Origin of the sequence: Pseudomonas sp. RIT778 (assembly GCF_019718735.1) — a bacterium.
GTDB lineage: Bacteria > Pseudomonadota > Gammaproteobacteria > Pseudomonadales > Pseudomonadaceae > Aquipseudomonas > Aquipseudomonas aphyarum.
Window position 1 is genome coordinate 1 of the sequence record NZ_JAIHBA010000015.1, and the last position, 25,432, is coordinate 25,432.

The 25,432-nt window shown below is 61.4% G+C and carries 21 protein-coding genes; 16 read left to right on the forward strand and 5 right to left on the reverse strand.

All coding sequences use genetic code 11. The features are described from left to right. Nucleotides 1–284: 284 nt before the first annotated feature. Nucleotides 285–2,177, forward strand: coding sequence for a penicillin-binding protein 2 (gene mrdA, locus K5E37_RS11310; RefSeq protein ID WP_221533850.1), 1,893 nt, complete (start codon nucleotides 285–287; stop codon nucleotides 2,175–2,177). Between the two features lie 12 nt (nucleotides 2,178–2,189). Here the strand turns inward: mrdA and K5E37_RS11315 are convergent, their stop codons facing one another. Next, nucleotides 2,190–3,149 carry a LysR family transcriptional regulator gene (locus K5E37_RS11315; protein WP_007953130.1) on the reverse strand — a complete coding sequence of 320 codons (960 nt, stop codon included), beginning with the start codon at nucleotides 3,147–3,149 and terminating at the stop codon, nucleotides 2,190–2,192. Nucleotides 3,150–3,293: 144 nt separating this feature from the next. Between K5E37_RS11315 and K5E37_RS11320 the strand changes: the two genes are divergently transcribed. Genes K5E37_RS11320 through K5E37_RS11330 form a run of 3 tightly spaced genes read left to right on the forward strand, consistent with a single transcriptional unit; the run spans nucleotide 3,294 to nucleotide 6,273 of the window. Then, nucleotides 3,294–4,595 carry an MFS transporter gene (locus tag K5E37_RS11320; RefSeq protein ID WP_221533851.1) on the forward strand — a complete coding sequence of 434 codons (1,302 nt, stop codon included), beginning with the start codon at nucleotides 3,294–3,296 and terminating at the stop codon, nucleotides 4,593–4,595. Then, entirely contained in the window at nucleotides 4,592–5,347 is a 756-nt protein-coding gene (locus K5E37_RS11325; RefSeq protein WP_085608183.1) for a class II aldolase/adducin family protein, read from the forward strand. Before K5E37_RS11320 ends, K5E37_RS11325 begins: the two co-directional genes overlap by 4 nt. Next, on the forward strand, nucleotides 5,344–6,273 hold the full coding sequence (locus tag K5E37_RS11330) for a glyoxylate/hydroxypyruvate reductase A (protein ID WP_221533852.1): 930 nt from the start codon (nucleotides 5,344–5,346) through the stop codon (nucleotides 6,271–6,273). The genes K5E37_RS11325 and K5E37_RS11330 overlap by 4 nt, the downstream gene beginning before the upstream one ends. Here the strand turns inward: K5E37_RS11330 and K5E37_RS11335 are convergent. After that, nucleotides 6,267–7,202, reverse strand: a complete 936-nt coding sequence (locus K5E37_RS11335) for a LysR family transcriptional regulator (protein WP_007953119.1) — start codon at nucleotides 7,200–7,202, stop codon at nucleotides 6,267–6,269. The two genes, K5E37_RS11330 and K5E37_RS11335, sit on opposite strands and share 7 nt — an antisense overlap. A 162-nt stretch (nucleotides 7,203–7,364) precedes the next feature. Between K5E37_RS11335 and K5E37_RS11340 the strand changes: the two genes are divergently transcribed. The 7 genes from K5E37_RS11340 (at nucleotide 7,365) to K5E37_RS11370 (ending at nucleotide 16,670) form a co-directional block, all read left to right on the forward strand. Beyond that, nucleotides 7,365–8,675 (forward strand): MFS transporter, encoded by a 1,311-nt coding sequence (locus K5E37_RS11340; protein ID WP_085748323.1) that lies wholly within the window; start codon nucleotides 7,365–7,367, stop codon nucleotides 8,673–8,675. A 22-nt stretch (nucleotides 8,676–8,697) separates the two neighbouring features. Then, nucleotides 8,698–9,936: a Zn-dependent hydrolase gene (locus K5E37_RS11345; RefSeq protein ID WP_221533853.1), complete on the forward strand. Its 1,239-nt coding sequence runs from the start codon at nucleotides 8,698–8,700 to the stop codon at nucleotides 9,934–9,936. A gap of 3 nt (nucleotides 9,937–9,939) precedes the next feature. Further along, a complete protein-coding gene (locus tag K5E37_RS11350) occupies nucleotides 9,940–10,965 on the forward strand; it encodes a histone deacetylase family protein (RefSeq protein WP_221533854.1) in 1,026 nt (341 codons plus the stop codon). A 123-nt stretch (nucleotides 10,966–11,088) separates the two neighbouring features. Beyond that, nucleotides 11,089–12,993: a sigma-54-dependent Fis family transcriptional regulator gene (locus K5E37_RS11355; RefSeq protein WP_085608188.1), complete on the forward strand. Its 1,905-nt coding sequence runs from the start codon at nucleotides 11,089–11,091 to the stop codon at nucleotides 12,991–12,993. Continuing rightward, on the forward strand, nucleotides 12,993–14,711 hold the full coding sequence (locus K5E37_RS11360) for an ABC transporter ATP-binding protein (RefSeq protein ID WP_221533855.1): 1,719 nt from the start codon (nucleotides 12,993–12,995) through the stop codon (nucleotides 14,709–14,711). The genes K5E37_RS11355 and K5E37_RS11360 overlap by 1 nt, the downstream gene beginning before the upstream one ends. Further along, on the forward strand, nucleotides 14,701–15,378 hold the full coding sequence (locus tag K5E37_RS11365) for a S8 family serine peptidase (RefSeq protein WP_221533856.1): 678 nt from the start codon (nucleotides 14,701–14,703) through the stop codon (nucleotides 15,376–15,378). The genes K5E37_RS11360 and K5E37_RS11365 overlap by 11 nt, the downstream gene beginning before the upstream one ends. Then, nucleotides 15,375–16,670, forward strand: coding sequence for an FAD-dependent monooxygenase (locus K5E37_RS11370; protein ID WP_221533857.1), 1,296 nt, complete (start codon nucleotides 15,375–15,377; stop codon nucleotides 16,668–16,670). The genes K5E37_RS11365 and K5E37_RS11370 overlap by 4 nt, the downstream gene beginning before the upstream one ends. A 16-nt stretch (nucleotides 16,671–16,686) precedes the next feature. On the opposite strand, the gene K5E37_RS11375 is transcribed toward K5E37_RS11370, so the two are convergent. Beyond that, nucleotides 16,687–18,177: an aldehyde dehydrogenase gene (locus K5E37_RS11375; protein WP_221533858.1), complete on the reverse strand. Its 1,491-nt coding sequence runs from the start codon at nucleotides 18,175–18,177 to the stop codon at nucleotides 16,687–16,689. A 356-nt stretch (nucleotides 18,178–18,533) separates the two neighbouring features. Here K5E37_RS11375 and K5E37_RS11380 point away from each other — a divergent pair, with 356 nt between their 5' ends. The 5 genes from K5E37_RS11380 to peaD all read left to right on the forward strand — a co-directional run bounded on the left by K5E37_RS11380 (nucleotide 18,534) and on the right by peaD (nucleotide 23,910). Beyond that, on the forward strand, nucleotides 18,534–18,731 hold the full coding sequence (locus tag K5E37_RS11380) for a hypothetical protein (RefSeq protein WP_007953098.1): 198 nt from the start codon (nucleotides 18,534–18,536) through the stop codon (nucleotides 18,729–18,731). Between the two features lie 603 nt (nucleotides 18,732–19,334). Beyond that, on the forward strand, nucleotides 19,335–20,915 hold the full coding sequence (peaA, locus tag K5E37_RS11385; RefSeq protein WP_085608194.1) for a quinohemoprotein amine dehydrogenase subunit alpha: 1,581 nt from the start codon (nucleotides 19,335–19,337) through the stop codon (nucleotides 20,913–20,915). A 94-nt stretch (nucleotides 20,916–21,009) separates the two neighbouring features. Further along, nucleotides 21,010–22,440: a quinohemoprotein amine dehydrogenase maturation protein gene (gene peaB, locus K5E37_RS11390; RefSeq protein WP_085608195.1), complete on the forward strand. Its 1,431-nt coding sequence runs from the start codon at nucleotides 21,010–21,012 to the stop codon at nucleotides 22,438–22,440. A gap of 1 nt (nucleotide 22,441) precedes the next feature. Continuing rightward, a complete protein-coding gene (gene qhpC, locus K5E37_RS11395; protein ID WP_008016081.1) occupies nucleotides 22,442–22,765 on the forward strand; it encodes a quinohemoprotein amine dehydrogenase subunit gamma in 324 nt (107 codons plus the stop codon). Between the two features lie 23 nt (nucleotides 22,766–22,788). Continuing rightward, nucleotides 22,789–23,910 carry a quinohemoprotein amine dehydrogenase subunit beta gene (peaD, locus tag K5E37_RS11400; RefSeq protein WP_221533859.1) on the forward strand — a complete coding sequence of 374 codons (1,122 nt, stop codon included), beginning with the start codon at nucleotides 22,789–22,791 and terminating at the stop codon, nucleotides 23,908–23,910. 122 nt (nucleotides 23,911–24,032) lie between these two features. Here the strand turns inward: peaD and K5E37_RS11405 are convergent, their stop codons facing one another. Beyond that, entirely contained in the window at nucleotides 24,033–24,437 is a 405-nt protein-coding gene (locus K5E37_RS11405) for a lysozyme inhibitor LprI family protein (protein ID WP_221533860.1), read from the reverse strand. A gap of 58 nt (nucleotides 24,438–24,495) precedes the next feature. Then, complete coding sequence (locus K5E37_RS11410) at nucleotides 24,496–25,413, reverse strand: ADP-ribosylglycohydrolase family protein (protein ID WP_221533861.1); 918 nt, start codon at nucleotides 25,411–25,413, stop codon at nucleotides 24,496–24,498. Nucleotides 25,414–25,432: the final 19 nt, after the last annotated feature.

The window sequence follows — 25,432 nt, forward strand, 5'->3', positions numbered from 1 at the left end:
AGAAGTGAAACGATGCATCGCCGATGGTAGTGTGGGGTTTCCCCATGTGAGAGTAGGTCATCGTCAAGATTAAATTCCGAAACCCCAATTGCGAAAGCAGTTGGGGTTTTGTTTTGCCCGCAGGAAAGTTCCTGGAGAAACCCCCAGCCGTCGCGATCGCAACCATTGGGGAAATCCCTCTGAAATGACCGCCCGGTTTTTGGTATGGTGCAGCTCGTTTTTTAACGGACTGATGTCACGCCCAAGGATCGGCGCTCATTTTTTGTCAAAGAGTGGCTGCAGAAATGCCCGAACCCATCCCTATCAAGGATCACGAAAAAGAGACGCGGCTGGTAAACAAACGCCTGATCGCCTGTGCCTTGTTCGTCTTCGCTGTCAGTTGCGCTCTGGTTGTGCGCCTCTACATCCTGCAAGTCGTCGAGTTCGACTACCACTCGACCATCTCCGAAAACAATCGCGTCCATGTCCTGCCGATCCCGCCGACTCGCGGCCTGATCTACGATCGCAATGGCGTATTGCTGGCCGACAACCGTCCCAGCTACAACCTGACCATCACCCGCGAACGCGCGACCGACGTCAACCAGGAGCTGGATGAAGTCATCAGTCTCCTGCACCTGCCCGCCGAAGACCGCACAGTCTTCGACAAGGCCATGAAGCAGTCGCGTCACCCGTTTACACCTGTAACGCTGTTCTATGAGCTGACCGAAGAACAGATCGCCATACTCGCCGTCAACGAGTTCCGTCTACCCGGCCTGGATGTCGAGCCACAATTCGTTCGTAACTATCCGCTGGGCGCGCACTTCGCACACTCGATCGGCTACGTCGGCCGCATCAACGAGAAAGAATCCAAGACCCTCGATTCCGTCGAATACCGCGGCACACAATCCATCGGCAAGACCGGTATCGAACGCTTCTACGAGCCACAACTGCACGGCCACGTCGGTTACGAGGAAGTAGAGACCAACGCTCAGGGCCGCGTACTGCGCGTGCTGAAACACACCGATCCGATACCAGGCAAAAACATCGTACTGAGCCTCGATATCAAGCTCCAGGAAGCCGCCGAAGCCGCTCTGGGCGACCGTCGCGGCTCGGTCGTTGCGCTGGACCCCTCGACCGGCGAAGTACTGGCCATGGTCAGCAACCCGAGCTTCGATCCCAATCTGTTCGTGACCGGTATCAGCTCCAAGGAATATTCCGCGCTGCGCGACTCCATTGACCGTCCACTGTTCAACCGTGTGCTGCGCGGCCTGTACGCACCCGGTTCGACGATCAAGCCGGAAGTGGCCATCGCTGGCCTCGACGCCGGCGTGGTCACGCCTCAAACCCGAGTCTTCGATCCGGGCTATTACCAACTGCCGGACTTCGACCACAAGTACCGCAACTGGAACCACAGCGGCGACGGCTGGGTGGACATGGATGCAGCGATCATGCGTTCCAACGACACCTACTTCTACGACCTGGCGCACAAGCTCGGCATTGATCGCCTGCACGATTACATGGCGATGTTCGGCCTCGGCGAAAAAGTCTCACTCGACATGTTCGAGGAGTCGCCCGGCCTGATGCCGTCCCAGGCCTGGAAGCGCGCTACGCGCCGGCAAGCCTGGTTCCCCGGCGAAACCGTGATCCTCGGCATCGGTCAGGGCTACATGCAGGTCACGCCGCTGCAACTGGCTCAAGCCACCGCGCTGATTGCCAACAAGGGCATCTGGAACCGTCCGCACCTGGCCAAGACTGTCGACGGTGTGGCGCCGGTGGACGAACACCCGATGCCGAACATCCTGCTCAAGGATCCGCGTGACTGGGAACAGGTCAACCACGGTATGCAGATGGTGATGCACGATGCCCGAGGCATTGCTCGTGCGGCGGCGGCCGGTGCGCAATACCGCATCGCCGGCAAGAGCGGTACGGCGCAAGTGGTGGCGATCAAGCAGGGGGAGCGCTACAACCGCGAGAAAACCCTCGAACGTCACCGTGACAACGCCTTGTTCGTCGGCTTTGCGCCCGCCGAACATCCAAAAATCGCGATCTCGGTGATGATCGAAAACGGCGAGGCCGGTGGCCGGGTCGCAGGTCCGGTGGTGCGGCAGATCATGGACGCCTGGCTACTCGACCAGGACGGTCACCTCAAGCCGCAATACGCGGCGCCGACCAAAGCGCCGGGCGATCCCCACGTGTAATCCGCTGCAGCTTCACAGCACAGGCTCACGCAAGCTGAGCATGTGCTGGAAGCTGTCGATGAACACCGTTTCCGCCTGAGTCATCTTCTGTTCGCGATTCCACAGCAGCTGGATATCGAAATCCACCACCCCATCCTCTGGCGGCAAGCGCCACAGCAAGCCTTGTTCGACATCTCGTCGCACCAGGTGAATCGGCAGACAGCCAATTCCGAACCCCGCACAGATCAGACGATAAATCTCTTCGAAACTGGTGGAGGAGGCGACGATCTTGCCGGTAAATCCCTGCTGGTCACGAAACAGCGTCAACGGCGAAAGATTGCCGCCGAGCTGATCGCTGGTGAAGCTGACAAAGTTCTCCGCGGCAAGCTGTTCCAGCGTCAGATTCTGCTGTCCGAACAGTCGATGCCGCTGCCCGCAAAAGTACGCATAGCGCTCACGAAACAATACTCGTTGTTCCAGCCTCGGCTGCGGTAGACGACACAATCCGACTCCCACCGTAGCGGTCTTCTGCAGCAATGAACTGATGATGTTCGAGCTACCCATCACCTCGACTTCCAGCTCGATTTTCGGGTGAGTTTCGTGGAAGTCCGCAAGAAACTCATCGTAATGCCGCGCCTGAACGCCACTCACGGTGAGGATACGGATCTTGCCCACCACGTCGTCATGGCGGTTTTCGACCACGGTGCCCAAACGAGAAATATCGCCGTAGATATCCGCCGCAATCCGCAGGACTTCTTCCCCGGTTTCCGTCAGATCAAAGCGCCGTCCGCTGCGGGCAATCAACACACAATCCAGTTGTTCTTCGAGACGTTTCAACGCCTGGCTGACCGCCGACTGAGTGATGTGCAGCCGGGCAGCGGCGCGGCTCATGCTGCCTTCCTGACCGATCACCAGATAGGTGCGCAGCAGGTTCCAGTCCAGCCGGTCATTTAGAAAACGCCGGCCGACCCAAGGATTAGCGGATGAGGTCATGTAGTAGCCACGCTAATAGTAAAGATAAGTTATTGAAAATTGACTAATCCTGTCACGGAAGCGATAAAGCCCACAAGCGCCACAGAGCGCGACCGTCAGCCGCCTCGACACCTGCCCAAAACTATAAATACACAGGGTTCTTGCATGCACACCACTCCTCAGCCGCGTCGCGCCGCGGCCGCTGCCTTCATTGGCACGACCATCGAGTTCTACGATTTCTACATCTACGCCACCGCCGCCGCACTGGTGCTCGGGCAAGTGTTCTTTCCCAGCAGCGACCCGGTGACAAGCACGCTCGCCGCGTTCGGCAGTTTCGCCGTCGGCTTCATCGCCCGCCCGATGGCCGGGATGGTGTTCGGTCATTTGGGCGATCGTCTCGGCCGCAAGAAAATGCTGCTGGTGACCATGGCGCTGATGGGGCTGGCTACCGCAGGTATCGGTCTGTTGCCGAGCTACGCCAGCGTCGGCATCTGGGCGCCGATCGGGCTGATCGTGTTGCGCCTGATCCAGGGCATCTCCGTCGGCGGCGAGTGGGGCGGGGCGGTGTTGATGGCCAGTGAACACGCGCCGGCCAAACGCAAAACCTTCTACGCCTCGTTCGCCCAGCTCGGCAGCCCGGCGGGTTTGCTGCTGGCGTTGATCGCGTTCCGACTGGTGACGTCGCTGTCGCCGGAAGACTTCCTCGCCTGGGGCTGGCGTCTGCCGTTTCTCGCCAGCGGCGTGCTGATGATGGTCGGTCTGATGATTCGTTCCGGGGTGCATGAATCACCGGAATTCGCCAAGGCCAAGGACAACAACGAAACCGCCAAATACCCGGTGAAAGACGTGATCCGTCAGTGCTGGCGGCAGATCCTGTTTGCTGCCGCCGCCGTCACCATCGGTTCGGCCGGCTTCTTCTTCACCAACACCTTCATGATTACCTACGTCACCCAATATCAGGGCATCCCACGGGCGACCATTCTCGACTGCCTGTTCCTGGTGACGGTCATTCAACTGCTGTCGCAACCGGTGTCTGCGCTGCTCGCCGAACGCATCGGCGAAGGTCGATTCCTGATGCTGGTGGCGTTGCTGTGCATGGTCACGCCGTACCCGATGTTTCTGCTGGTCGGCACTCAGAACATCCTGCTGATGACCCTCGGCATCGCCGTCGCGGTGGTGATTCTCTCGGCTTTGTACGCGGTGATCGCCGGATACATGACGCAGGCCTTCCCGGTGCATCTGCGCTACTCGGGGATCTCCATCGCCTACCAATTGAGCTGCGCGTTGGCCGGCGGCACCACGCCGCTGATCGGCACGCTGCTGGCCAGCAAGTTCTCCGGACAGTGGCTGCCATTGGCGGTGTTCTTCACGCTGCTGTCTGCCCTGTCTCTGATCGGTGTCTGTGGCCTCGCGCGTCTGCGGGCCAACCCGGTCGTCCTTCATACCAACAAAGAGGTGTATTCGTGAGTAAGCCCGCCCACATTGATCCGATCGAATGGCAAGCCCGTTGCGAGCTCGCCGCGCTGTACCGCTTGATCGCACACTTTCGCATGACCGACCTGATCGACACCCACATCACCCTGCGGATTCCGGGGCCTGAACATCATTTCCTGATCAACCGCTACGGCGTGATCTTCGACCGCATGCGCGCCTCCGATCTGGTGCGCATCGATCAGGACGGACGCATCGTCGACCCAGAATACGCCGGGCATCGGGTCAACGCCGCCGGCTTCGTGATCCACTCGGCGATCCACATGGCGCGCCCGGATCTGAACTGCGTGATCCACACCCACACCGCCGCCGGCATGGCTGTCGCCGCGCAGAAACAAGGCCTGCTGCCGATCAGTCAGCACGCACTGAAGTTCTACGGAAAACTCGCGTACCACACCTACGAAGGCATCGCGCTGTCGCTGGACGAGCGCGATCGGTTGATCGCCGACCTTGGCCCGCATCGCGCCATGATCCTGCGCAATCACGGCCTGCTGGTCGGCGGTTCCGGCGTGGCCCAGGCGTTCCAGGAAATCCATTTTCTGGAGCGTGCCTGCCAGGCCCAAGTGCAGGCGTTGGCCGGTGGCTGCGAACTGCATTTCCCCTCGCCGGAAGTCTGCGCCCACACCGCCGAACAGTTCGACCGCGATGAGCAGGACAACATCATCGACCTGGCCTGGGAGGCCGCACTGACCCTGATCGAATCCCAGCGCGAGTCCTATCTGTCATGAACACCGTTGCACTGATGTCCCGCGACACGCTGTTGCTCAAACAATTGCAGGAAGCCTTTGCCCGCCGCGCGCCGCAGCTTTCGGCGGTGCTGGCCGACGATCCCCGGGCAGTGAATGCGCAGATCGCAGCATGCTGGTTTCCGCTGGCGGACAGTCTCGCCGCGTTGCCCAATCTGCAAGTGATTCACTCGGTCGCCGCCGGTATCGATCACTTGGAACACGATCCTTCATGCCCGGATCTGCCGGTGTGCCGGGTGGTCGATCCCGGTCATCGGCAAGGCATGACCGAGTACGTACGCTGGGCGGTGATTCACTATCATCGCGGCTTCGATCAAGTGCTCGAGCAACAGCGCCAACAGCATTGGGAGCGACCGCTGCAACGCCCGGCACATGAGTTCCGGATCGGTGTGATGGGCCTCGGCTCGCTCGGCAGCGCGATCGCTCAAGACCTGGCCAACGCTGGTTACGAGGTGCGTGGCTGGGCGCGCAGCAAAAAGGATTTACCGGGCGTGCAGACCTTCGCCGGCACCGATACTTTCAACCCGTTCCTCGACGGCGTGGAGTTGCTGATCAATCTGTTGCCGCTCACCCACGAGACTCGCGGCATCCTCAATCACCAGACGTTCGAGCACTTGGCCAACGGTGCGGCACTGGTCAACGTCGGGCGCGGCGGGCACCTGAACATCGAGGATCTGCAACAAGCGCTGGCCCGGGGAAAACTGCGCGGTGCACTGCTCGATGTCTTCGAACAGGAACCGCTGCCCGCCGATCATTCGCTGTGGAAAACCCCGGGCGTGACCATCACCCCGCACATGGCTTCGGCGGCCTCCCACGATTGCATCGCCGAGCAGATCGCCGAGAACTTCCGCCGTCTGAATGCCGGTGAGCCATTGCTCAACAGCGCGGATCGACTGCTCGGTTACTGATCCGCCAGACAGGCCTGCAAGCGTTCGATGAACAGCGTCTCGGCGCGGCTCATGCGCTGGTCGCGGTTCCACAACAGATGAATGTCGACATCGGCAATTCCCTCGTGGGGCGGCAGGCGCCAGAGCAATCCGGCCTCGACGTCCGCCGCCACCACGTGCTCCGGCAGGCAACCGATACCGAACCCGGCGATCACCAGTCGCCGGACTTCTTCCAGGCTTGGCGAGGAGGCAACAATGCGTCCGCTGAAGCCCTGCTGATCGCGAAAAATCGTCAGCGGCGAGAGCATTCCACCAATCTGGTCACTGGTGAAACTGACGAAGTTCTCCCGCTGTAGATCGCCTTCGCCGATGTCCTGTCGGCCAAACAGCGCGTGGTGCTTGCCACAGAAAAACGCATAGCGCTGACGCAGAAACAGACGCTGTTCCAGACGCGGTTGCGGGCGGCGATTGAGGCTCAGGCCGAGGGTCGCGGTTTTCTCCTGAAGGGCGCTGACGATGTCCGAACTGCGCATCACATCCACCTCCAGATCCACCCGTGGATACTGCCGATGAAAGTCAGCGAGGAAGTCATCGAAGCGTTCGGAAAAGATCCGGCTGATGATCAGCAGCCGCACCTTGCCGATCACTTCGTCGGCCGGTTGCTCCAGCAGGCTGCTGACTTGAGACATCTGCCCGTAGATCTCGCCGGCCAGTTCGAAGATCTGCTCGCCGACTTCGGTGAGGGCAAAGCGCGGACCGCGTCGGGCAATCAACTGGCGACCCAGTTGCTCCTCCAGACGCTTGAGCGCCTGGCTCACCGCCGGTTGGGTCAGGTGCAGACGCGCGGCGGCGCGGCTGATGCTCAGCTCCTGGCCGATCACCCGGAAGGTGCGCAGCAGGTTCCAGTCGAGGCGGTCGTTGAGCAGGCGTTGCACATCACGTTCAGCCATGGCGGCTCTCGATTATAAGGTGAGTTAATACTCGGAATAATAAATAGAAAATTGACTAATCATAGCCCCGGGACGATAAATCACCCCACGACAGGCGCCGCCAGAGCGCCTCGGATTTGCGTTTTCCTCCTGCCAAAAAAACAATCAAAGGAGCCCGACCCCATGAAGCCCCACGCTTCGAACCAGCCGCGCCGTGCGGCGGCCGCAGCCTTCATCGGCACCATGATCGAGTGGTACGACTTTTACATTTACGCCACAGCCGCCGCGCTGGTGTTCGGCGCGCTGTTCTTTCCCTCCGACGATCCGCTGTTCAGCACCATGGCCGCATTCGGCACCTTCGCCGTGGGCTTCTTTGCCCGGCCGTTGGGCGGGATCATTTTCGGTCATATCGGCGACCGCATCGGCCGCAAGAAATCGCTGATCATCACGCTGTTGATGATGGGCGTGGTCACGGTGTGCATCGGTCTGTTGCCGACCTACGCGCAGATCGGCGCAACCGCACCTGTGCTGCTGATTCTGCTGCGTATCGTCCAGGGCATCGCCGTCGGTGGCGAGTGGGGCGGGGCGGTGTTGATGGCCGGCGAGCATGCGCCGAAGGGCCGGCGCAATTTCTTCGCGTCGTTCGCGCAACTGGGAAGCCCGGCGGGTTTGATCCTGTCGCTGCTGGCGTTCAGCGCGGTGACCCGTTTGCCGGAAGAAGACCTGATGAGTTGGGGCTGGCGTTTACCGTTCCTCGCCAGTGCGCTGTTGCTGCTGGTGGGCCTGGCGATCCGACTGGGCGTGAACGAGTCACCGGAATTTCTCGCCAGCCGTGAGCAGGCCAGCAAGCAAATCAAGAAAGAACAGGCGCCGGTGATGGAAGTGTTGCGCACCGCGTGGCGCCCACTGTTGCTGTGCATCGGCGCCAACACGCTGGGCATCGCCGGGGTGTATTTCACCAACACTTTCATGATCGCCTACACCACTCAGCAACTGGCGCTGCCACGTTCGCTGATTCTCGAATGCCTGTTCTTCGTCGCGATCATCCAGTTCTGCATTCAACCGCTGGCGGCGTGGACGGCGGAGAAGATCGGTGCGACGCGTTTCCTGTGTCTGGTGTCGCTGCTGGCGATGGCCTCGCCGTATCCGATGTTCGTGCTGGTCAGCTCGGCCCAGGCGCCGCTGATCATCCTCGGCATCGCGCTGGCGGTGGTGTGCATGGCCTCGTTCTATGCGGTGATCGCCGGTTACGTCAGTGGCATGTTCGAGACTCGTGTGCGCTACACCGCGATCTCGCTGGCCTATCAGATCTGCGGCGCGGTGGCCGGTGGGCTAACGCCGCTGATCGGCACGATGCTCGCGCACAAGTTCACCGGGCAGTGGTGGCCGATGGCGGTGTTTTACAGCCTGATCGCCGGCATATCGCTGGTCTGCGTGCTGTCCCTCGCCCGTCGTCACGCCAGTGCCCATCGCGCGGAAATGGCCCGTGCCTAACCCGGAATTTCAGGAGAACCTCATGTTGAAAATCAATGGCGAACGCCTGTGGGCGAGCCTGATGGCCATGGCCGAAATCGGTGCGACAGCCCGGGGCGGCAGCTGCCGTCTGGCATTGAGCGACGAAGACAAGGCCGGTCGCGAACTGTTCGCCCACTGGTGCCGCGAAGCCGGCATGACCCTGAGCGTGGACGCCATCGGCAACCTGTTCGCCCGTCGCGCCGGCACCGATCCGGACGCCGCGCCGGTAATGATGGGTAGCCACCTCGACACCCAACCCGAGGGCGGGCGTTTCGATGGTGTCTACGGGGTACTCGCCGGGCTGGAAGTGGTGCGTTGCCTCAACGACCTGAACATCCAGACCCGCAAACCGCTGGAAGTGGCGGTGTGGACCAACGAAGAAGGTGCACGCTTTACGCCCGCCATGTTTGGCTCGGCAGTGTTCACCGGGATCATGGAGCTGAACGCGGCGCTGGCGGTGCGCGATGTCGATGGCATCAGCGTTGCCGAGGCCTTGCAGCGTACCGGTTACGCCGGTGAACGCCCGTTGGGCGGCGCGGTGGACGCGTATTTTGAAGCGCACATCGAGCAAGGCCCGATCCTTGAAGACAACGCCAAAAGCATCGGCGTGGTCACGGGCGGTCAGGCGATCCGCTGGCTCGACGTGCGCGTGGAAGGCATGGCCGCCCACGCCGGCACCACGCCGATGTCGCTGCGCAAAGATGCGCTGTACGGTGTGGCGCGGATGATTCAGGCGATTGAAGGTCTGGCCGCAGATTTTGCCCCCGAAGGCCTGACCACGGTCGGCGAGTTGAGTATCAACAAGTCTTCGCGCAACACCATTCCGGGGCTGGTGAATTTCACCGTCGACCTGCGTCATCACTGCGACGACGCCATTGCCGCCATGGAGCAACAGGTCCGCGCCCGCTTGCAGGCCATCGCCGATGGCCGAGGCCTGAACCTGACGATCACCCCGCACTGGATCAGCCCGGCCACGCCGTTCGACGCCGAATGCGTGGCAGCCGTGCAAGAGGCGGTGGATGCGCTGGGCTACGCTCAGCAGTCGATTGTCAGCGGCGCCGGCCATGACGCGATTCACCTCGCGCGTTACTGCCCGACGGCGATGGTGTTCATCCCGTGCGTGGGTGGCTTGAGCCATAACGAAGCCGAAGATGTGTTGCCCGCAGACGTGAAGCAGGGCACCGACGTATTGCTCAACGCCGTGCTGGCCCGCGCCGGTCGAATCGAACAGGGAGTCTGAACCATGCGCAGTTTTTTCCACCCCGAACAATTGCTCCACCATCCACGCAGCTATTACTCGCGCGGGCAGATGCGTACGCCGCAGGAAGTCCCCGAGCGTGCGCAACGTCTGGTGCAGGCCGCCCATGGCTTGGGTTTCAGTGTCGAGCAACCCGCCGATGCCGGTCTCGCGCCGTTGCTGGCGGTGCATGGCGCGCCGTATCTGACCTTTCTTCAGGAAGCGCATGCACGCTGGAAGGAAATCCCCGAAGACTGGGGCGATGAGGTGATGTCGAACATCTTCGTCCGCGAGCCCAATGCATTGCGCGGCATCCTCGCCCAGGCCGCGCGCTATCTGGCGGACGGCAGTTGCCCGGTCGGCGAGCAGACCTGGCGCTCGGCGTACTGGTCGGCGCAAAGCGCAGTGGCCGGGGCTCAGGCGCTGATCGACGGCGAGCCGGCAGCCTACGCCTTGTGCCGTCCGCCGGGGCATCACGCTCGGGCCGAAGCGGCGGGCGGTTTCTGCTACGTGAACAACGCGGCGGTGGCGGCGCAGGTGCTGCGTGACAAGTTCGATAAAGTCGCGGTTCTCGACACCGACATGCACCACGGCCAGGGCATCCAAGATATTTTCTACGATCGCGATGACGTGCTTTACGTCTCGGTGCATGGCGATCCGACCAACTTCTATCCGGGCGTCGCCGGGTTCGCCGACGAACGTGGCAGCGGCGCAGGGGAGGGCTTCAACCTCAACTTGCCGATGGCTCATGGAGCAAGCGAAGCGGATTTCCTCGGGCAACTGGAAGTCGCATTGAACGCGGTACGCGAGTTCGGCGCCGAGGTGCTGGTGTTGTCGTTGGGCTTCGATATCTATGAGCTGGACCCGCAAAGCAAAGTCGCCGTCACTCGTGAAGGCTTTGCAGCACTGGGCGAGCGGATTCGCAGCCTGGGCCTGCCATGCCTGATCGTGCAGGAAGGCGGCTATCACCTGGAAAGTCTCGAAGACAACGCCCGGGCGTTTTTCGTGAATACCGAGGTGTGGCAGCGCTGAGGCAATCCGCCTGCCGGAACACAAGCGCCCTACGGTGCTTGCCATCGCCCTGACGTTAACGTAAACATTGGCGTCAGGGCGCTGATGTAAAAAAGCGCAAAGCGGACCGCTCCGGAGCGCTTGATGACTCTTATAAAAACAACCGATCCCAAGTCTCACCACGAAGCCCGGCTGGCCCGGGAAAAACTCCATCTCGAAGGACAGGTCCCGGATGGCGTGTTGCGTGCGGAGATCGATGCTTCGTGGCGGCGCAGCCTGAGCCACGGCGTGCATTTCAATGGCAAGCATGAGCTGGCGCTGGAATCGAGCGCGAGTCTCGATGTGTTGCTGGCGAGCAATCGCCTGCTGATCGATGCGGCGATACCGGCCATCGATTACCTGGCCGAGCGTCAGGGCAAGGAAGGCCTGATCATCCTCGCCAATTCCGACGCCACCATCCTCGCGGTGGAGGGACGTGCCGACCGGCTCAAGGGCAGCGGTCTGCAGGACATCACCCTCGGCGCCTGCTGGAGCGAAGCCGCTCGTGGTACCAACGCCCTCGGCACGGCACTGGTCGAAGCGCGGCCCACCCTGATCGACTGCGGCGAACACTACCTCGACCGCCTCACCGATTTTTCCTGCACTTCGGTGCCGATCCATTGCCCCCAAGGCGAAATTCTCGGCGTCCTCGACCTGACCCGCGAAGGCCCGCTCGGCCGCGTCCATGACAGCACCGCGCTGCTGAGCATGGCGGTCAGCCAGATCGAGAGTCGGGTGTTCAACAATAGTTTTCCCGATCAGATTGTCCTCGCCTTCCACAGTCGCCGGCAGTATCTGGAATCGCCATGGCAAGGCTTGCTGGCGGTGAGTCTCGGCGGGCAGATTCTGGCGGTCAGCGCCCAGGCCTGCCAGTTGCTGCGGGCCGAACGTTCGGCGCTGGTCGGACGGCGTTGCGAAGAGTTTCTCGGGGTCGATGGCGTGCAATTGCTGACCCGTCTGCAACAGGGTGGCGTCGGCAGTGTGCAGACCGCCAAGGGTGAATTTTTCTACAAGACCCTGCGAGCCCCGGCGCGTTCGGTCAACCTCGGCGGCCCGCCGCGCAGCGTGGCGAAAACCGCCAAGGCACAGCCGGATCTGGAAGCCCTGGCCGGCAACAACGCTCGCTACGCCCGAGCCCTGCGCATGGCTCGCCAAGGTCTGGCCAATGAATTGCCGGTGCTGTTGCTCGGCGAAACCGGCACCGGTAAAGAAGTGATCGCCCGCGCCCTGCACCTGGCCGGCAGCCGCAGCGACAAACCGTTTGTGGCCGTGAACTGCGCGGCAATTCCCGAGGGCCTGATCGAGTCGGAACTGTTCGGCTATCGCGAAGGCGCGTTCACCGGATCGCGTCGGGGCGGCATGATCGGGCGCCTGCAACAGGCCCACGGCGGCACGCTTTTCCTCGATGAAATCGGAGACATGCCGCTGGCCTTGCAGGCGCGTCTGCTGCGGGTTTTGCAGGACCGCAAAGTCGCGCCGCTGGGTGCCGGGGAAGAGCAGGACATCGACGTCGCGCTGATCTGCGCCACCCACCGCGACCTCAAGCGTCAGGTCGAAGACAAGCAATTTCGGGAAGACTTGTTCTATCGGGTCAACGGCATCAGCGTGATGCTCCCGGCCCTGCGCGAGCGCGATGATTTCAGCGCGCTGGTCACTCGGCTGCTGGGCAAACTCGACGCGCCGAACGCCGTGCTGCACGACGACCTCAATCGCCTGCTCGGCGCTTATCACTGGCCGGGCAACATCCGTCAACTGGAAATGGTCTTGCGCACCGCTTTGGCCATGCGCGAACCCGGTGAAACGGTGCTGACCCTCGATCACCTGCCCGACAGCATGCTCGACGAACTGTCCGTCACCGAGAAACCCCAGACCGGCAGCATTCGCGAGAACGAACTGGAGATGATCCGCCAGTCCCTCGACACCCATCAGGGCAATGTCTCGGCCGCGGCCGACGCCCTCGGCATCAGCCGCGCGACTCTGTACCGCAAACTCAAACAGTTGCGCTCGTGATGCAGCGCCTGTTCGTGCGGCTGATCGACAGCCAGAGCCCCGCCGCACTGCAAGCGTCGTTGCGTTGGCTATACGGTTTCGTGCGGCCGCAGCGTCTGGCCATTGCCGGCCTGCTCGGTCTGTCGGTGTGCGCGTCGCTGCTGGTGCTGGTGCAGCCGTGGCTGGTCAAGCTGTTGATCGACGATGGCTTGCTGGCGCGCAATTTTCCGGTTCTGGTGATGATCGCGATGCTGATGATTATCGCGGGACTGCTCGGCACGGCGTTGTCGGGGATCAACCGTTATCTGCACACGCGGCTGTCAGGACGGATTCTGTTTGCCCTGCGTGATGATCTTTACCGGCATTTGCAGAAGCTGTCGCCGAGCTTCTACGGCCAGCGGCGGATTGGCGATCTGATGTCGCGGCTCGACGGCGATGTGGCGGAGATTCAGCGCTTTGCCGTGGACTCGTTGTTCTCCGCAGTGTCGAGTGTGATCGGCCTGGTGGTGGCGATAGCGATGTTGTTTACGCTGTCGTGGAAACTGTCATTGCTGGCGCTGGTGCTGATCCCGCTCGACGTGCTCTGGCTGCGCTGGATGCGGCGCAAGGTCGAGCGCGATGTGCGGCAGTTGCGCGAGCGTTCGGCGGACATGTCGTCGTTCATGGTCGAGACCCTGCCGGTGATGAAGTTCATCCAGTCCGCCGGCCAGCAACAGCGTGAAGCGCGACGTCTGGAAAGCCTCGGGCAGGGCTACATGAACCAGTTGCTGCGCCTGCAAGTCACCGAGTTTTTCACTCAGGCCGTGCCCGGTACGTTGACCTCGCTGTCCCGCGCCTGTGCGTTTCTGATCGGCGGTTATTGGGTAGTGCAGGGCACCTGGCAACTCGGCGCGCTGATCGCGTTTTCCACTTATCTGGGGATGGCGGTCGGGCCGGTGCAGAGCCTGTTGGGGTTGTACGTGGCGATCCAGCGGATGACCGTCAGCCTCAGTCGGGTCATGGAGTTGCGCGGCGAAGAACCCACGGTGTTTTCACCGGTCACGCCGAAACCGTTTCCGACCTCGGGCGACCTGCGTTTCGACGCGGTGCACTTCAGCCATCCGGGCCGAGCGAGTACGTTGAGCGGGATCGAGGCGACGATTCCCTACGGCTTGAAAGTCGCCTTGAGCGGCGGCTCCGGCGTCGGCAAATCGACGCTGATCGATCTGCTGCAACGGCATCACGATCCGCAGTCCGGGCGGGTGTTGCTCGGCGAAGTGGATCTGCGTGAACTGGAACTGTTCGAACTGCGCCGGCGCATCGCCGTGGTCAGTCAGGACATCGTGCTGTTTCGCGGTAGCCTCGCCGACAACCTGGCTTACGCAGTGCCGGACGCCAGCCGCGAAGCCATCGCCGAAGTCGCACGGTTGGCGCAACTCGACAGCCTGATCGCGTCGTTACCCGCAGGCCTCGACAGCCCATTGGGCGAGCGCGGTCAGCAGTTGTCCGGCGGACAGAAACAGCGGATCGCGATTGCCCGGGCGCTGTTGCAGGATCCGCTGATTCTGGTGCTCGACGAGGCTACATCGGCCGTCGACGAAACCACCGAGCGCGAGGTGATCGAAGCCATCGACCGGTTGTTTGCCGGGCGCACGCGGATCCTCATAAGCCATCGTCCGTCGACCCTGGCCGATGCCGATCTGCGCTTTGAATTGCTCGACGGTGTGCTCATTTCGAAAACGGTGCTGCATGAAGCCTGAATTGCGGATTGGTGTGGTCGACAGCGGGCACTCGGCGGCGCAGCGGGTGCAGGTGATTGCCGGGCGGCGATTCTCGTTGCTGGAGGATGGACTGGCTGAATCCGATTTGCGCGACGATCCCCTCGGGCATGGCAGCGCGGTGATCGAAGCCATCAGTCGTCGGGCACCGGCCGCACAGATTTGCGTGGCCCAAGTGTTCGATCAGCGCGGCGTTACCAGCGCCTTGCAGATCGCCTCGGCCATCGACTGGCTGGTGGCGCAGGACGTGCGGCTGATCAATCTGAGCCTCGGCCTGCGCCAGGATCGCAGCCTGTTGCGCGAGGCCTGCGCGGCGGCGGTGGCCCATGGAGTGTTGCTGTGTGCATCGAGCCCGGCGCAGGGCGCGGCGGTGTTTCCAGCGAGTTATTCGCAGGTGTTGCGGGTGACTGGCGATGCGCGTTGTACCGATGAGCAATGGTCATGGCTCGACAGTGCGCAGGCGGATTTTGCCGCGTGTGTTCGCGGCACTTATCCGGGGCAGTCCGGGGCCAGTCTGGGGTGTGCCGCGTTGAGCGGGCATATTGCCGGCTATCTGCTGGAGTATCCGCAGGCGAGCAATGTCGAAGTTATTGACTGGCTGAAACAGCACGCTAGTTATCGCGGCCCTGAACGGCGTTTCGATCCATGACTTCGATCCTGATTCTCGGTGCCGGACCGGCTGGTGCGGCGGTCGCATTGGGGCTGCGACGACTGGGTTACGCGGTGACGCTGGTCAGCGAATGGCGGCGGTTTGCGGCGCTTGAAGGTGTGTCGCAACGGGTGTTGGAAGCGCTGCGCGGTGCCGGGTTGAATCATGCTTTGTCGAATGCCACGTTGCCGTCCCAAAGGCAGGTTGCGTGGAACGGCCAGCAGCATGCGCAGAACATCGAGTTTCTGCTGGATCGTCCGACTTTTGATCGCGGTTTGCGGGAAGACTTGCGAAGGGTCGGGGTCGAGGTGATTGAAGGGCGAATCCTGAATGTTCAGTCCTCGGTCGAAGGCCATCAGGTAGAACTTGATGGCGGACAGAGGCTGACGGCGGATTTTCTGGTGGAAGCCCGTGGGCGACAGGCGCCGGCGTCCGGTAAAGGTCTGCGCGGGCCGGAGACGGTCAGCCTGCTCAATCGCTGGCAAGGCGCGCCAAGTGTGACTGCCAGCGCCGTGGAAAGCCTCGAGGACGGTTGGGCGTGGATGGCCCGACGGGACGATGGCCAGTGTTATTGGCAGTGGACGGTGGATGTGGCCAGCGCCCAATTGCCGGGCAAGGCGCAACTGCTCGATCACAGCCGCGCGCGGCGTCAGGCCTCGGATTTTGCCCAAGCGTTCTTTGCTGGCGGGCAGGAATTCGAGTTGCAACTGCACGCTCGCAGCAGCACCGCGATTCTTGCGCCACAGGTCTGCGGTCATAACTGGATTCGCGTGGGCGATGCGGCGATGGCGGTGGACCCGCTGTCGGGCAACGGGATTTTTCAGTCGCTGTCCTCGGCGTTGCAGGCGCCGGTGGTGATCAACACGCTGTTGCGCAAACCGGAACGAGCGGCGCTGGCCCAGCGTTTTCACCGTCAGCGTGTGGAGCAACTATTCCTGCGTTTTGCGCGGATCGGTCGAGACTTTTATGCCGATGAACAGCGTTGGCTCGATCAGCCGTTCTGGCAGGCGCGGCGGCAGTGGCCAGATGCTGAAGTGGCTCATGCGCAAGCGGACTTTGCCGCGTTGCGCATCGAGCGGATGCCGGTGTTGCGTGACGGTTTTGTCGATGAAGCCGAGGTGGTGATCACGGCGGATCAACCGCTGGGGATCTGGCATGTGCAAGGTGTCGAGCTGGCTCCGCTGGTGCGGCGGCTGCGCGATGAGCCGGCGGATCAGGTGTTGGCGGGATTGACGCTTGAGCATGGGCGAGCCGTTCGCGGGTGGCTGTTGGCTCAGGGTTTCAAACCCTGAGCCGCAAGCGCAGTCATTACAACTTGATCAACACCGACTTCAACTCGGTGTAATGCTCGATCGCCGCATACCCCATCTCGCGCCCGACCCCGGACATCTTGTAGCCGCCAAACGGCAACGCCGGATCCAGCGCGCTGTGGCAGTTGACCCACACCGATCCCGACTTGATCCGCGGAATCATCCGGTGTACCGCCGCCAGATCGTTCGACCAGATGCTCGCGCCCAAACCGTAAGGGCTGTCATTGGCCATGCGCAGCGCATCGGCCTCGTCATCGAACGGAATCGCCACCAGCACCGGCCCGAAGATCTCTTCCTGCACCAGTGAATGCCGCTGATCGACATCGACAATCACCGTCGGCTTGACGAAGAACCCCGGCCCGAACTGCTCACCGCCGCAGGCGATGGTCGCGCCGCTTTCCCGGCCCATTTCGATGTAGTTGTAGACCCGCTCCTGCTGGCGCGCGGAAATCAGCGGGCCCATATCGATGCTCGGGTCGAGGCCGTTGCCGAGTTTCATCGCATTGGCGATATCGCTGATATCAGCCACCACATTGTCGAAATGCTTGCGCTGCACATACAGCCGCGAACCGGCGCAGCAGACCTGGCCCTGGTTGAAGAAAATCGCACTGGCCGCACCCGCCGCGGCGGTTTTCAGGTCGGCGTCGGCCATGACGATGGTCGGTGATTTTCCGCCCAGTTCCAGGGTGACCCGGGTCATCGAATCCATGGCGATTTTGCCGATCTGCTTGCCGACAGCAGTGGAGCCGGTGAAGGTCAGCTTGTCGACCAGCGGGTTGTGAGTCAGGGCGGAACCGGCCGTGATGCCGGTGCCGGTTACCACGTTGAACACACCTTCCGGATAACCCGCCTCCAGCACCAGTTCCGCCAGTTTCAGCGCGGTCAGCGGGGTCTCGTCGGCGGGTTTGAGCACCACGGTGCAACCGGTAGCCAGTGCCGGACCGAGTTTCCAGCAGGCCAGCAGCAACGGGAAGTTCCAGGCAACGATGGCGCCGACCACGCCCACCGCTTCGCGGCGAATGAAACTGTGGAACTGATCGCCGGGCATCAGCGGCAACGAGACGTCGACGCTGGAACCTTCGATCTTGGTCGCCCAACCGGCCATGTAGCGCAGGAAGTCGATGGCCAGTTGCACGTCCATTACCTGCGCCACCGCCGCGCTCTTGCCGTTGTTCAGGCATTCCAGTTGCGCCAGCAGTTCGGCGTCACGCTGCATCAGGTCAGCGAGTTTCCACAGCAGGTTCTGCCGCTCGCGCGGACGGGTGCGGCTCCAGGCTGAATCATCGAAGGCTTGCCGGGCGGCGAGCACCGCGCGGTCGACATCTTCCGGCGTGGCTCGAGGCACCACACACAGCACTTCACCGGTGGCCGGATTGTGCAGCGGCATGGTCTGGCCGTCGTTGGCTTCGACCCAGTCGCCGCCGATCAGCATGCGTGGCGGGCGCTGGATAAAGGCCGAAGTGGCAGGGAGCAGATAAGGCAGGGGCATGGCGAAACCTCTTGTTGTTCGATGGGGTCGAGAGGGGCTTTCGCAATGGTTGTGCCAAATGCTCGAAGGTGGCGCACAGCCCGGTTGCACGGGCGGAAGGAGGAAGAGTTTGAGTGGCAATGAGGGTGAATTTGTCTCAAAACGCGACACCCGTTGAGATGCAGGATACGCATCCTACAAAGCCAATCCAGCTGTCACGGGGCCTTGGCGAAATCGGGCCGTTTCAGGTGTAGGAAAAGTCGCGCGTCTGACAGTTTTTACCGACTGGTGGAGGCATGAGGTACGAGCTAAGTTGCTTGGTGTATAGGGTTTTCCTGCCATGGATTTGGCGGGTCAGTGTCTTCACAGGGATGTCGATGAACAACTTAACCATTCGATGGCTAACCAATTTTACGATGGGCGTGGGGACTGGATTTCTGGTGACAGGGATTGCGGCGCTATTGATCGGCGACTTGACCGATGTCGATACGATTCGGGCAGGTGCGTGGATGGCTTCAACCAGTTTTTTCGTAATCGTTACCTCATTCGGTGTTGCCATGATGGAGGGGAAATGATGGCGGCTTTAATTGTGGGGCTGTGGTGTATGGGTGTCAGTTTGCTGCTCGCGTATGGGTATCACCGGGATCGTCGAATTCAAGCGGCCCAGCGTGATTCCGCGGCATTGGCAGCCAAGGCCGGCGCCCACTGTGAATGCTCGATGGTTTGCAACCATTGTGGGCGTTACAAGGTTCACCCGGACAACTCCGTTCGCTAGGCGCGGGTCAACAACCAATACAAGAGCCCCGTCATTGGCGGGGCTTGTTTTCGTGTGGGTTCGGCAGGCGTCACTCTCCTGGAGGTTTTTCATGGGGGATGCTGTTAGCTCCGGGTCATCTGTCGCGCGACGCAATGTCGCTGATGCCGCAACAACTATGCTTGTCTCAGACTGCAACAGCTGTCGCGAAATTGGACGCCGGCAAGCACCGCCGGCACCGCCACTTCGCCTTGATCTTCACGTAACTGCTTGATTGAAAAGCTTATCGGCAAGCTGGCACGCTCCGTGTATTGCTCACAGCAGACGTTTCGCTTGCCTCCGTTCGTGCATCGCCACGAACGGCAGAAACCATAAAAACGATAAGCCACAACAATAAGAAAGCACCGTGCGAGGTTCGACGTTGATGAAGAGAAAACTCCGATCAGGCATGAGCGCCAGCCTGCTGGCCGTGGCCGCTTGCGTGGCCCTGCATTCGCCGTACAGCCTGGCAGCCCGCGATGCCCAGACCATCCTCAAGGAAACCTGCCAGGGCTGTCACACCCCTGAAACCGGCGACCAGTTGAGCCGCATCAGCCACCAGCGCAAGACCCCGGAAGGCTGGCTGATGAGCATCGCCCGGATGCAGACCATGCACGGTTTGCAGATCAGCGATGACGACCGTCGCACGCTGGTCAAATACCTCGCTGACACTCAGGGCCTGGCGCCCAGCGAAACCGATGGCGTGCGTTACGCGCTGGAGCGGCGGTTGAACACGGTCGAGCAGTTCGACGAGAAAACCGCGCAGATGTGCGGCCGCTGCCACTCCGGTGCGCGGATCGCCCTGCAACGGCGTCCGGCTCAGGAATGGGAACGACTGGTGAATTTCCACCTCGGTCAATGGCCGTCGCTGGAATATCAGGCCATGTCCCGCGATCGTGACTGGTTCGATATTGCCCGCAAGGAAATGGTCCCGCTGCTGGCCAAGCGTTATCCGCTGGATAACCCGGCATGGCAGTCCTGGATCAAAACCGCACCGAAAGCCGAGGCGCTGGTGGGCGACTGGAGCTTCAGCGGCCATTTGCCAGGCAAGGGTGAACTGGCCGGCACCATGAGCGTCACCGCCGATGGCAGTGACACCTTTAAGGTCGCCGTCAAAGGTCAGTACGCCGACGGCAGCCCGTTCAACGGCGACGGCAGTGCGATCCTCTACAGCGGCTACGAATGGCGCGGCAACGTGACCGTCGATGGCGTGACCATGCGTCAGGTGTTCGCCGCACAAGGCAACGCCATGCAGGGCCGGATGTTCGAGGCCGAGCACGATGAGCGCGGTTTGGACTTTGTCGCCGCCAAACAGGGTTCGCAGCGCTTGCTGGCGGTGCAGCCAGGTTATGTGAAGGCAGGCAGCGAAACCGAAGTGACCCTGATCGGCAGCGGTCTGAGCGGCAAACCGAACTTCGGCAAAGGCGTGGACGTGGTCGAAGTGGTCGAGCAGAACGCCGACCGGATCAAGGTCAAAGTCAAAGCGGCAGCCAATGCCCAGCCGGGTCTGCGCGCGGTCAGCGTCGGCAGCCTGAAAGGCCCGAATCTGTCGGTGTACAACAAGATCGCCTCGGTCAAAGTGGTGCCGGAATTCTCGGTGGCACGGATCGGCGAGGGCGGCGGTTCGACGCCGAAAGTCCAGGGCCGCTTCGATGCCGAAGCCTGGGGCAAGGGTGCGGGCGGCAAGCCGTATCGCATCGGCGTGTTCCCGGCGCAATGGAAAGTCGAAGCCTTCGACGAGCGTGCCAAAGAGGACGAGGACGTCAAGTTCGCCGGTACCATGCAGACCGACGCGGGCGTGTTCACTCCGGGCGATGCCGGGCCGAATCCAGCACGCAAGATGTCCACCAACAATGCCGGCAACCTCAAGGTGATCGCCGCCGTCGACGACGCAGGGAAATCCCTGACCGGCGAAGGCCACCTGATCGTCACCGTGCAACGCTGGAACAATCCACCCATTCCCTGATGTTGAAACGTGAGTTGAGCTGAGCGACAGCGATTCAGACACTTTTCGGAATGACCGCAAGTCCCCCAAGCGGGGCTTGCACAGGAGGTTTGCAATGGGCGCCATCTTGAATCTGGTCGAACGTAATCTGCACGAAGTGCACGTCGACGCCGACCGCATGCTGTTCCACATCCCCAGCAGTTCGCTGTTCGCCAGCGATGAACTGACCGGGACTATCATCGATGCGTTGCGCGGCCCCGGTTGCTCCTCGGAAGACCTGATCCAGCGCCTCGGCGCGCGGTTCAACGGCGAGGAAATCAACGAGACCCTGCGTGAGCTGATTTCGCTGGAACTGGTCAGCGACGGCTCGCCGCTGACGCCGGACATCGCGGTCAAACGCGTCGAGCGCACCGCGATCAACACCGTGGTGCTCAACGTCAACACCGGCTGCAACCTGAGCTGCACCTACTGCTACAAGGAAGACCTCGACAAACCGTCCGCCGGCAAGAAGATGGACGTCGAAACCGCCATCGCCTCGGTGGAAATGTTGCTGCGTGAGTCCCCCGACGAAGAACGGTTCACCGTGGTGTTTTTCGGCGGCGAGCCGCTGAGCAATCGCAAGCTGATCGAGTACATGGTCGATTACTGCGAGAAGCGTTTTGCCGAGGCCGGCAAGTTCGTCGAATTCGTGATGACCACCAATGCCACGCTGCTCACCGAAGAAACCGTGGACTACCTGAATGCACACCGCTTTGGGCTGTCAGTGAGCATCGACGGGCCGAAAACCGTGCACGACCGTAATCGCATCACGGTGGGCGGGCAGGGCACCTATGACGTGGTGCGGCGCAAGGCCGAAATGCTGCTGTCGCGCTACAACAGCCGTCCGGTCGGCGCGCGGGTGACCCTGACCACCGGCGTCACCGACGTTGAAACCATCTGGGATCACCTGTTTAACGAGTTGGGGTTTGCCGAGGTCGGATTTGCTCCGGTGACCTCCGGCGATATCAGCAGCTTCAACCTGACCACTGACGAATTGATCGAAGTGTTCGCCAGCATGAAACGCCTCGGTCGGCGTTATCTGGAGGCTGCGCTGGAACACCGCAACATCGGTTTTTCCAACCTGCATCAGTTGATCACCGATATCCACGAAGGCCACAAAAAAGCCCTGCCGTGCGGCGCCGGACTGAAGATGCTGGCGGTCGATCACAAGGGCGAACTGAACCTGTGCCATCGCTTCACCGGCTCGTCGCTGCCGACCTTTGGCAACGTTCACAGCGGCGTTAAACAGGTCGAGTTGAACGACTTCCTGTCCCAGCGCCTGGATCGCACCAACACCGGTTGTCATGACTGTCAGATCCGCAACCTGTGCTCCGGCGGCTGCTACCACGAGAGCTATGCCCGCTACGGCGATCCGGCCCACCCGACTTATCACTACTGCGAACTGATGCGTGACTGGGTCGACTTCGGCATCGAGGTCTACACCCGGATCATGGCCAACAACCCTGCGTTCATCAGCAGCTACATCACTCCGCGCAAGGCTCACTGATATGAAACATCTCAAGGCAATCAATAACAAAGCGTTGAAGCTGGATCAGGCCGCGGACGAGAACCGCATCGAAGAAGTGGTGGCGATGAGCTCCGTTGCCGGTTGCGCCTCGACCACCGACCCGGGTTGGGAAATCGATGCCTTCGGCGGGGTGTCGTCGCTGTGCCAGCCGATGGAGGCTGACCTCTACGGTTGCTCCGACCCGTGCTGGTGGCCGGCCCAGGTGCCGGACATGATGAGCACCTACCCGGACTGGAACAAGGATGCCCAGGCGTCCAACGACAACTGGCGCAACCTCGGCACTGTCTTCCCGAAAGACAAGTGATCCCCAAGAAAAAGGATTCCAGCATGCCTAGCCTCAACAAAGCCTGCGGTGTTGCCGCACTCGCGGTTCTGAGCGCCTGTTCGCTTCCGGTTCTGGCCGATGAAAACACCGCGCTGCAAGACGGTCACGAGTACATGTTGACCACCAACTATCCGAACAACCTGCACGTCATCGACCTGGCGACCGACAGCCTGTACAAGTCCTGCAAGATGCCTGACGCCTTCGGCCCCGGCACCGTACAGCTTTCGCCGGATCGCAAGACCGCGTATGTGCTGAACAACCATTACGCCGATGTCTATGGTGTCGAACTGGACAGTTGCAAGCAGGTGTTCCACGCCAGCATCACCCAGCAGCCGGGGGAAAAGGCGCGGTCGATGTTCGCCTTCACCGTCAGCCATGACGGCAAGGAGCTGTACACCATCGCCAACCCGACCCAGATGCTCAATGACCGATACGAGGTCAAACAGCCGCGTCTGGACGTGTACGCCACCGACGCCGGGATGGACGCCAAACCGGTGCGCAGCTTCCCGGCGCCACGGCAGTTGACGATCATGCAGAGCGGCGATGACGGCACGCTGTATGTGGCCGGTGCTGATGTGTACAAGGTCGATGTGAAGAGCGGCAAGTTCGACGTGCTGATCCCCAGCCGTCACTGGAAACGCCCGAACTACAGCGCGCCGGACGTGCTTTACGTGTGGAACCAGCAGACTTACCGCCACGATTTCTCTCTGCTGTACACCGCCGCCAAGTTCAAGGACAAGAAGCAGGATCCGGCCACCGCTGAATATCTGTACGGCTTGTTCAGCGTCGATCTGAAAACCGGCAAGACCGAAACCACCGATTTCGGCCCGCTGACCGAGATCTACTTCAGCGGCATGCGCTCGCCGAAGGATCCGAACCTGATGTTCGGCGTGCTCAATCGTCTGGCCAAGTACGACATCAAGCAGAAAAAGCTGATTCAGGCGGCGACACTGGACCATTCCTACTACTGCATTTCATTCAACAAGGACGGGAGCAAGATCTATCTGGCCGGGACCTTCAACGACGTGGCGATCTTTGATGCCGAGACCATGAAACAGACCGGCAGCATCAAGTTGCCGGGTGGGGATATGGCGATTACTACGGCGCAGATTTTTGTTCGGTAATTAGCGGCGTCAGGGATGACGCCTTCGCGAGCAAGCCCGCTCCCACAGGGAATTTGTGAACGGCACAAAACCAATGTGGGAGCGAGCCTGCTCGCGATCAGGCCTTCAAAGGCTCGGAAAAATCAGGCCCCGGGCACCGGGCAGCTCATGTCACCTTCCTCACATTTCAAATATTGCTTGAGCGCCTCGGTTCGCGTCTTTGTCACCGAGGCGATGCAATTGTTGTAGATCAACGGATAAACACTCCCGCCTGCCACGCCGGATGCCGAAAACTTGCACTCGGCATCGCGAAACCCGATCCACGCCCGTTGCGCGCTCACCAGCAGTTTTTTGCCATCAGGGTTGTCCTTCAACCGGGCGGTAATCTGCTGATAAACCGAGTTCAACTCCTTGTCCGCCGCCTTGTTTTCCTGCGCGGCGCATTGGTTCATGGTCGCCTGATCGCTGGCATTGGCGCAGTCCACGGCAGCTTGAGCAACAGAGATAAAAAGAAAAGGTGTCAGGGCCAGAAGCAGGCGTGGGGACATGAGTCATCTCGCTTTGATGAATGAACGTGCCGGGCAGTTTAGCGACTTCACGGCGCCATCAGGGTTTGTGCTGTCTCGATGCGTTGAGCAACCGCTCTGCTGTCGCGGCAATTTCCTCTCCGTCATGCAGTTTTTCCAGCCATCCGGACGGGATTCCCTGCACGCCGTAATGGGCGCCGGCCAACTGGCCGACGATGGCAGCTGTGGTGTCCGCGTCATCGCCCAGATTCGCCGCTTGCAGGACGGCCGCGGCAAAACTGTCGGTGTGCTGGAAGCACCATAACGCCGCTTCCAGGGATTCGACGCAGTAACCACTGCCGCGAATGTCGCGCTCGGTCTTGTGCAGGTACTCGCCCCGGGCAATTGCCGCCACCTTGGGCTGGCTGAAGGCTGTTGGCGGCAGGGTGCGCAGTTCCGATTTCGATGCACCTTCCAGGGCCTTGCAGAGCAGTTCGGCAAATAACCGGCAGCATTCGATGGCCTCGGGGGCCGCGTGCGTGGTGCGAGAACTGTCGGCGGCGAATCGCCTGATTTGCCGGGCATCGGGGAAATAAAACAGAACCACGGGCACCAGTCGCATCAACGAGCCATTGCCGGCACTGTGCGGGTCAGTAGAGCCGGCAAACGGCTCTCCGGTGTGTTGGTAGCGATCCAGCGCCTGACTCACGGTCATGCCGACATCGAAACATTCGCCGGTCGAACTCAGATAACCCCATTGCCACCAGTTCAGGTAGCGGCCCATCTGGTCAGCGGCATCGAAGCCGTTTTTGTTCAGCAGACTTTCCGCCAGGCACAACGCCATCGAGGTGTCGTCGGTCCATTGACCGGGCTTCAGGCGAAACGGCCCGCCACCGACCATGTCGGTCAGGGGCTGGAAGCTGCCGCGCGGCTGGAATTCGACGGTGGTTCCCACGGCATCGCCGCAGGCCAGGCCGAGCAGGGCGCCACGGTAACGTTCGGGGAGAGAGAGCTGCATGATGACGTCCTTGTGTCGT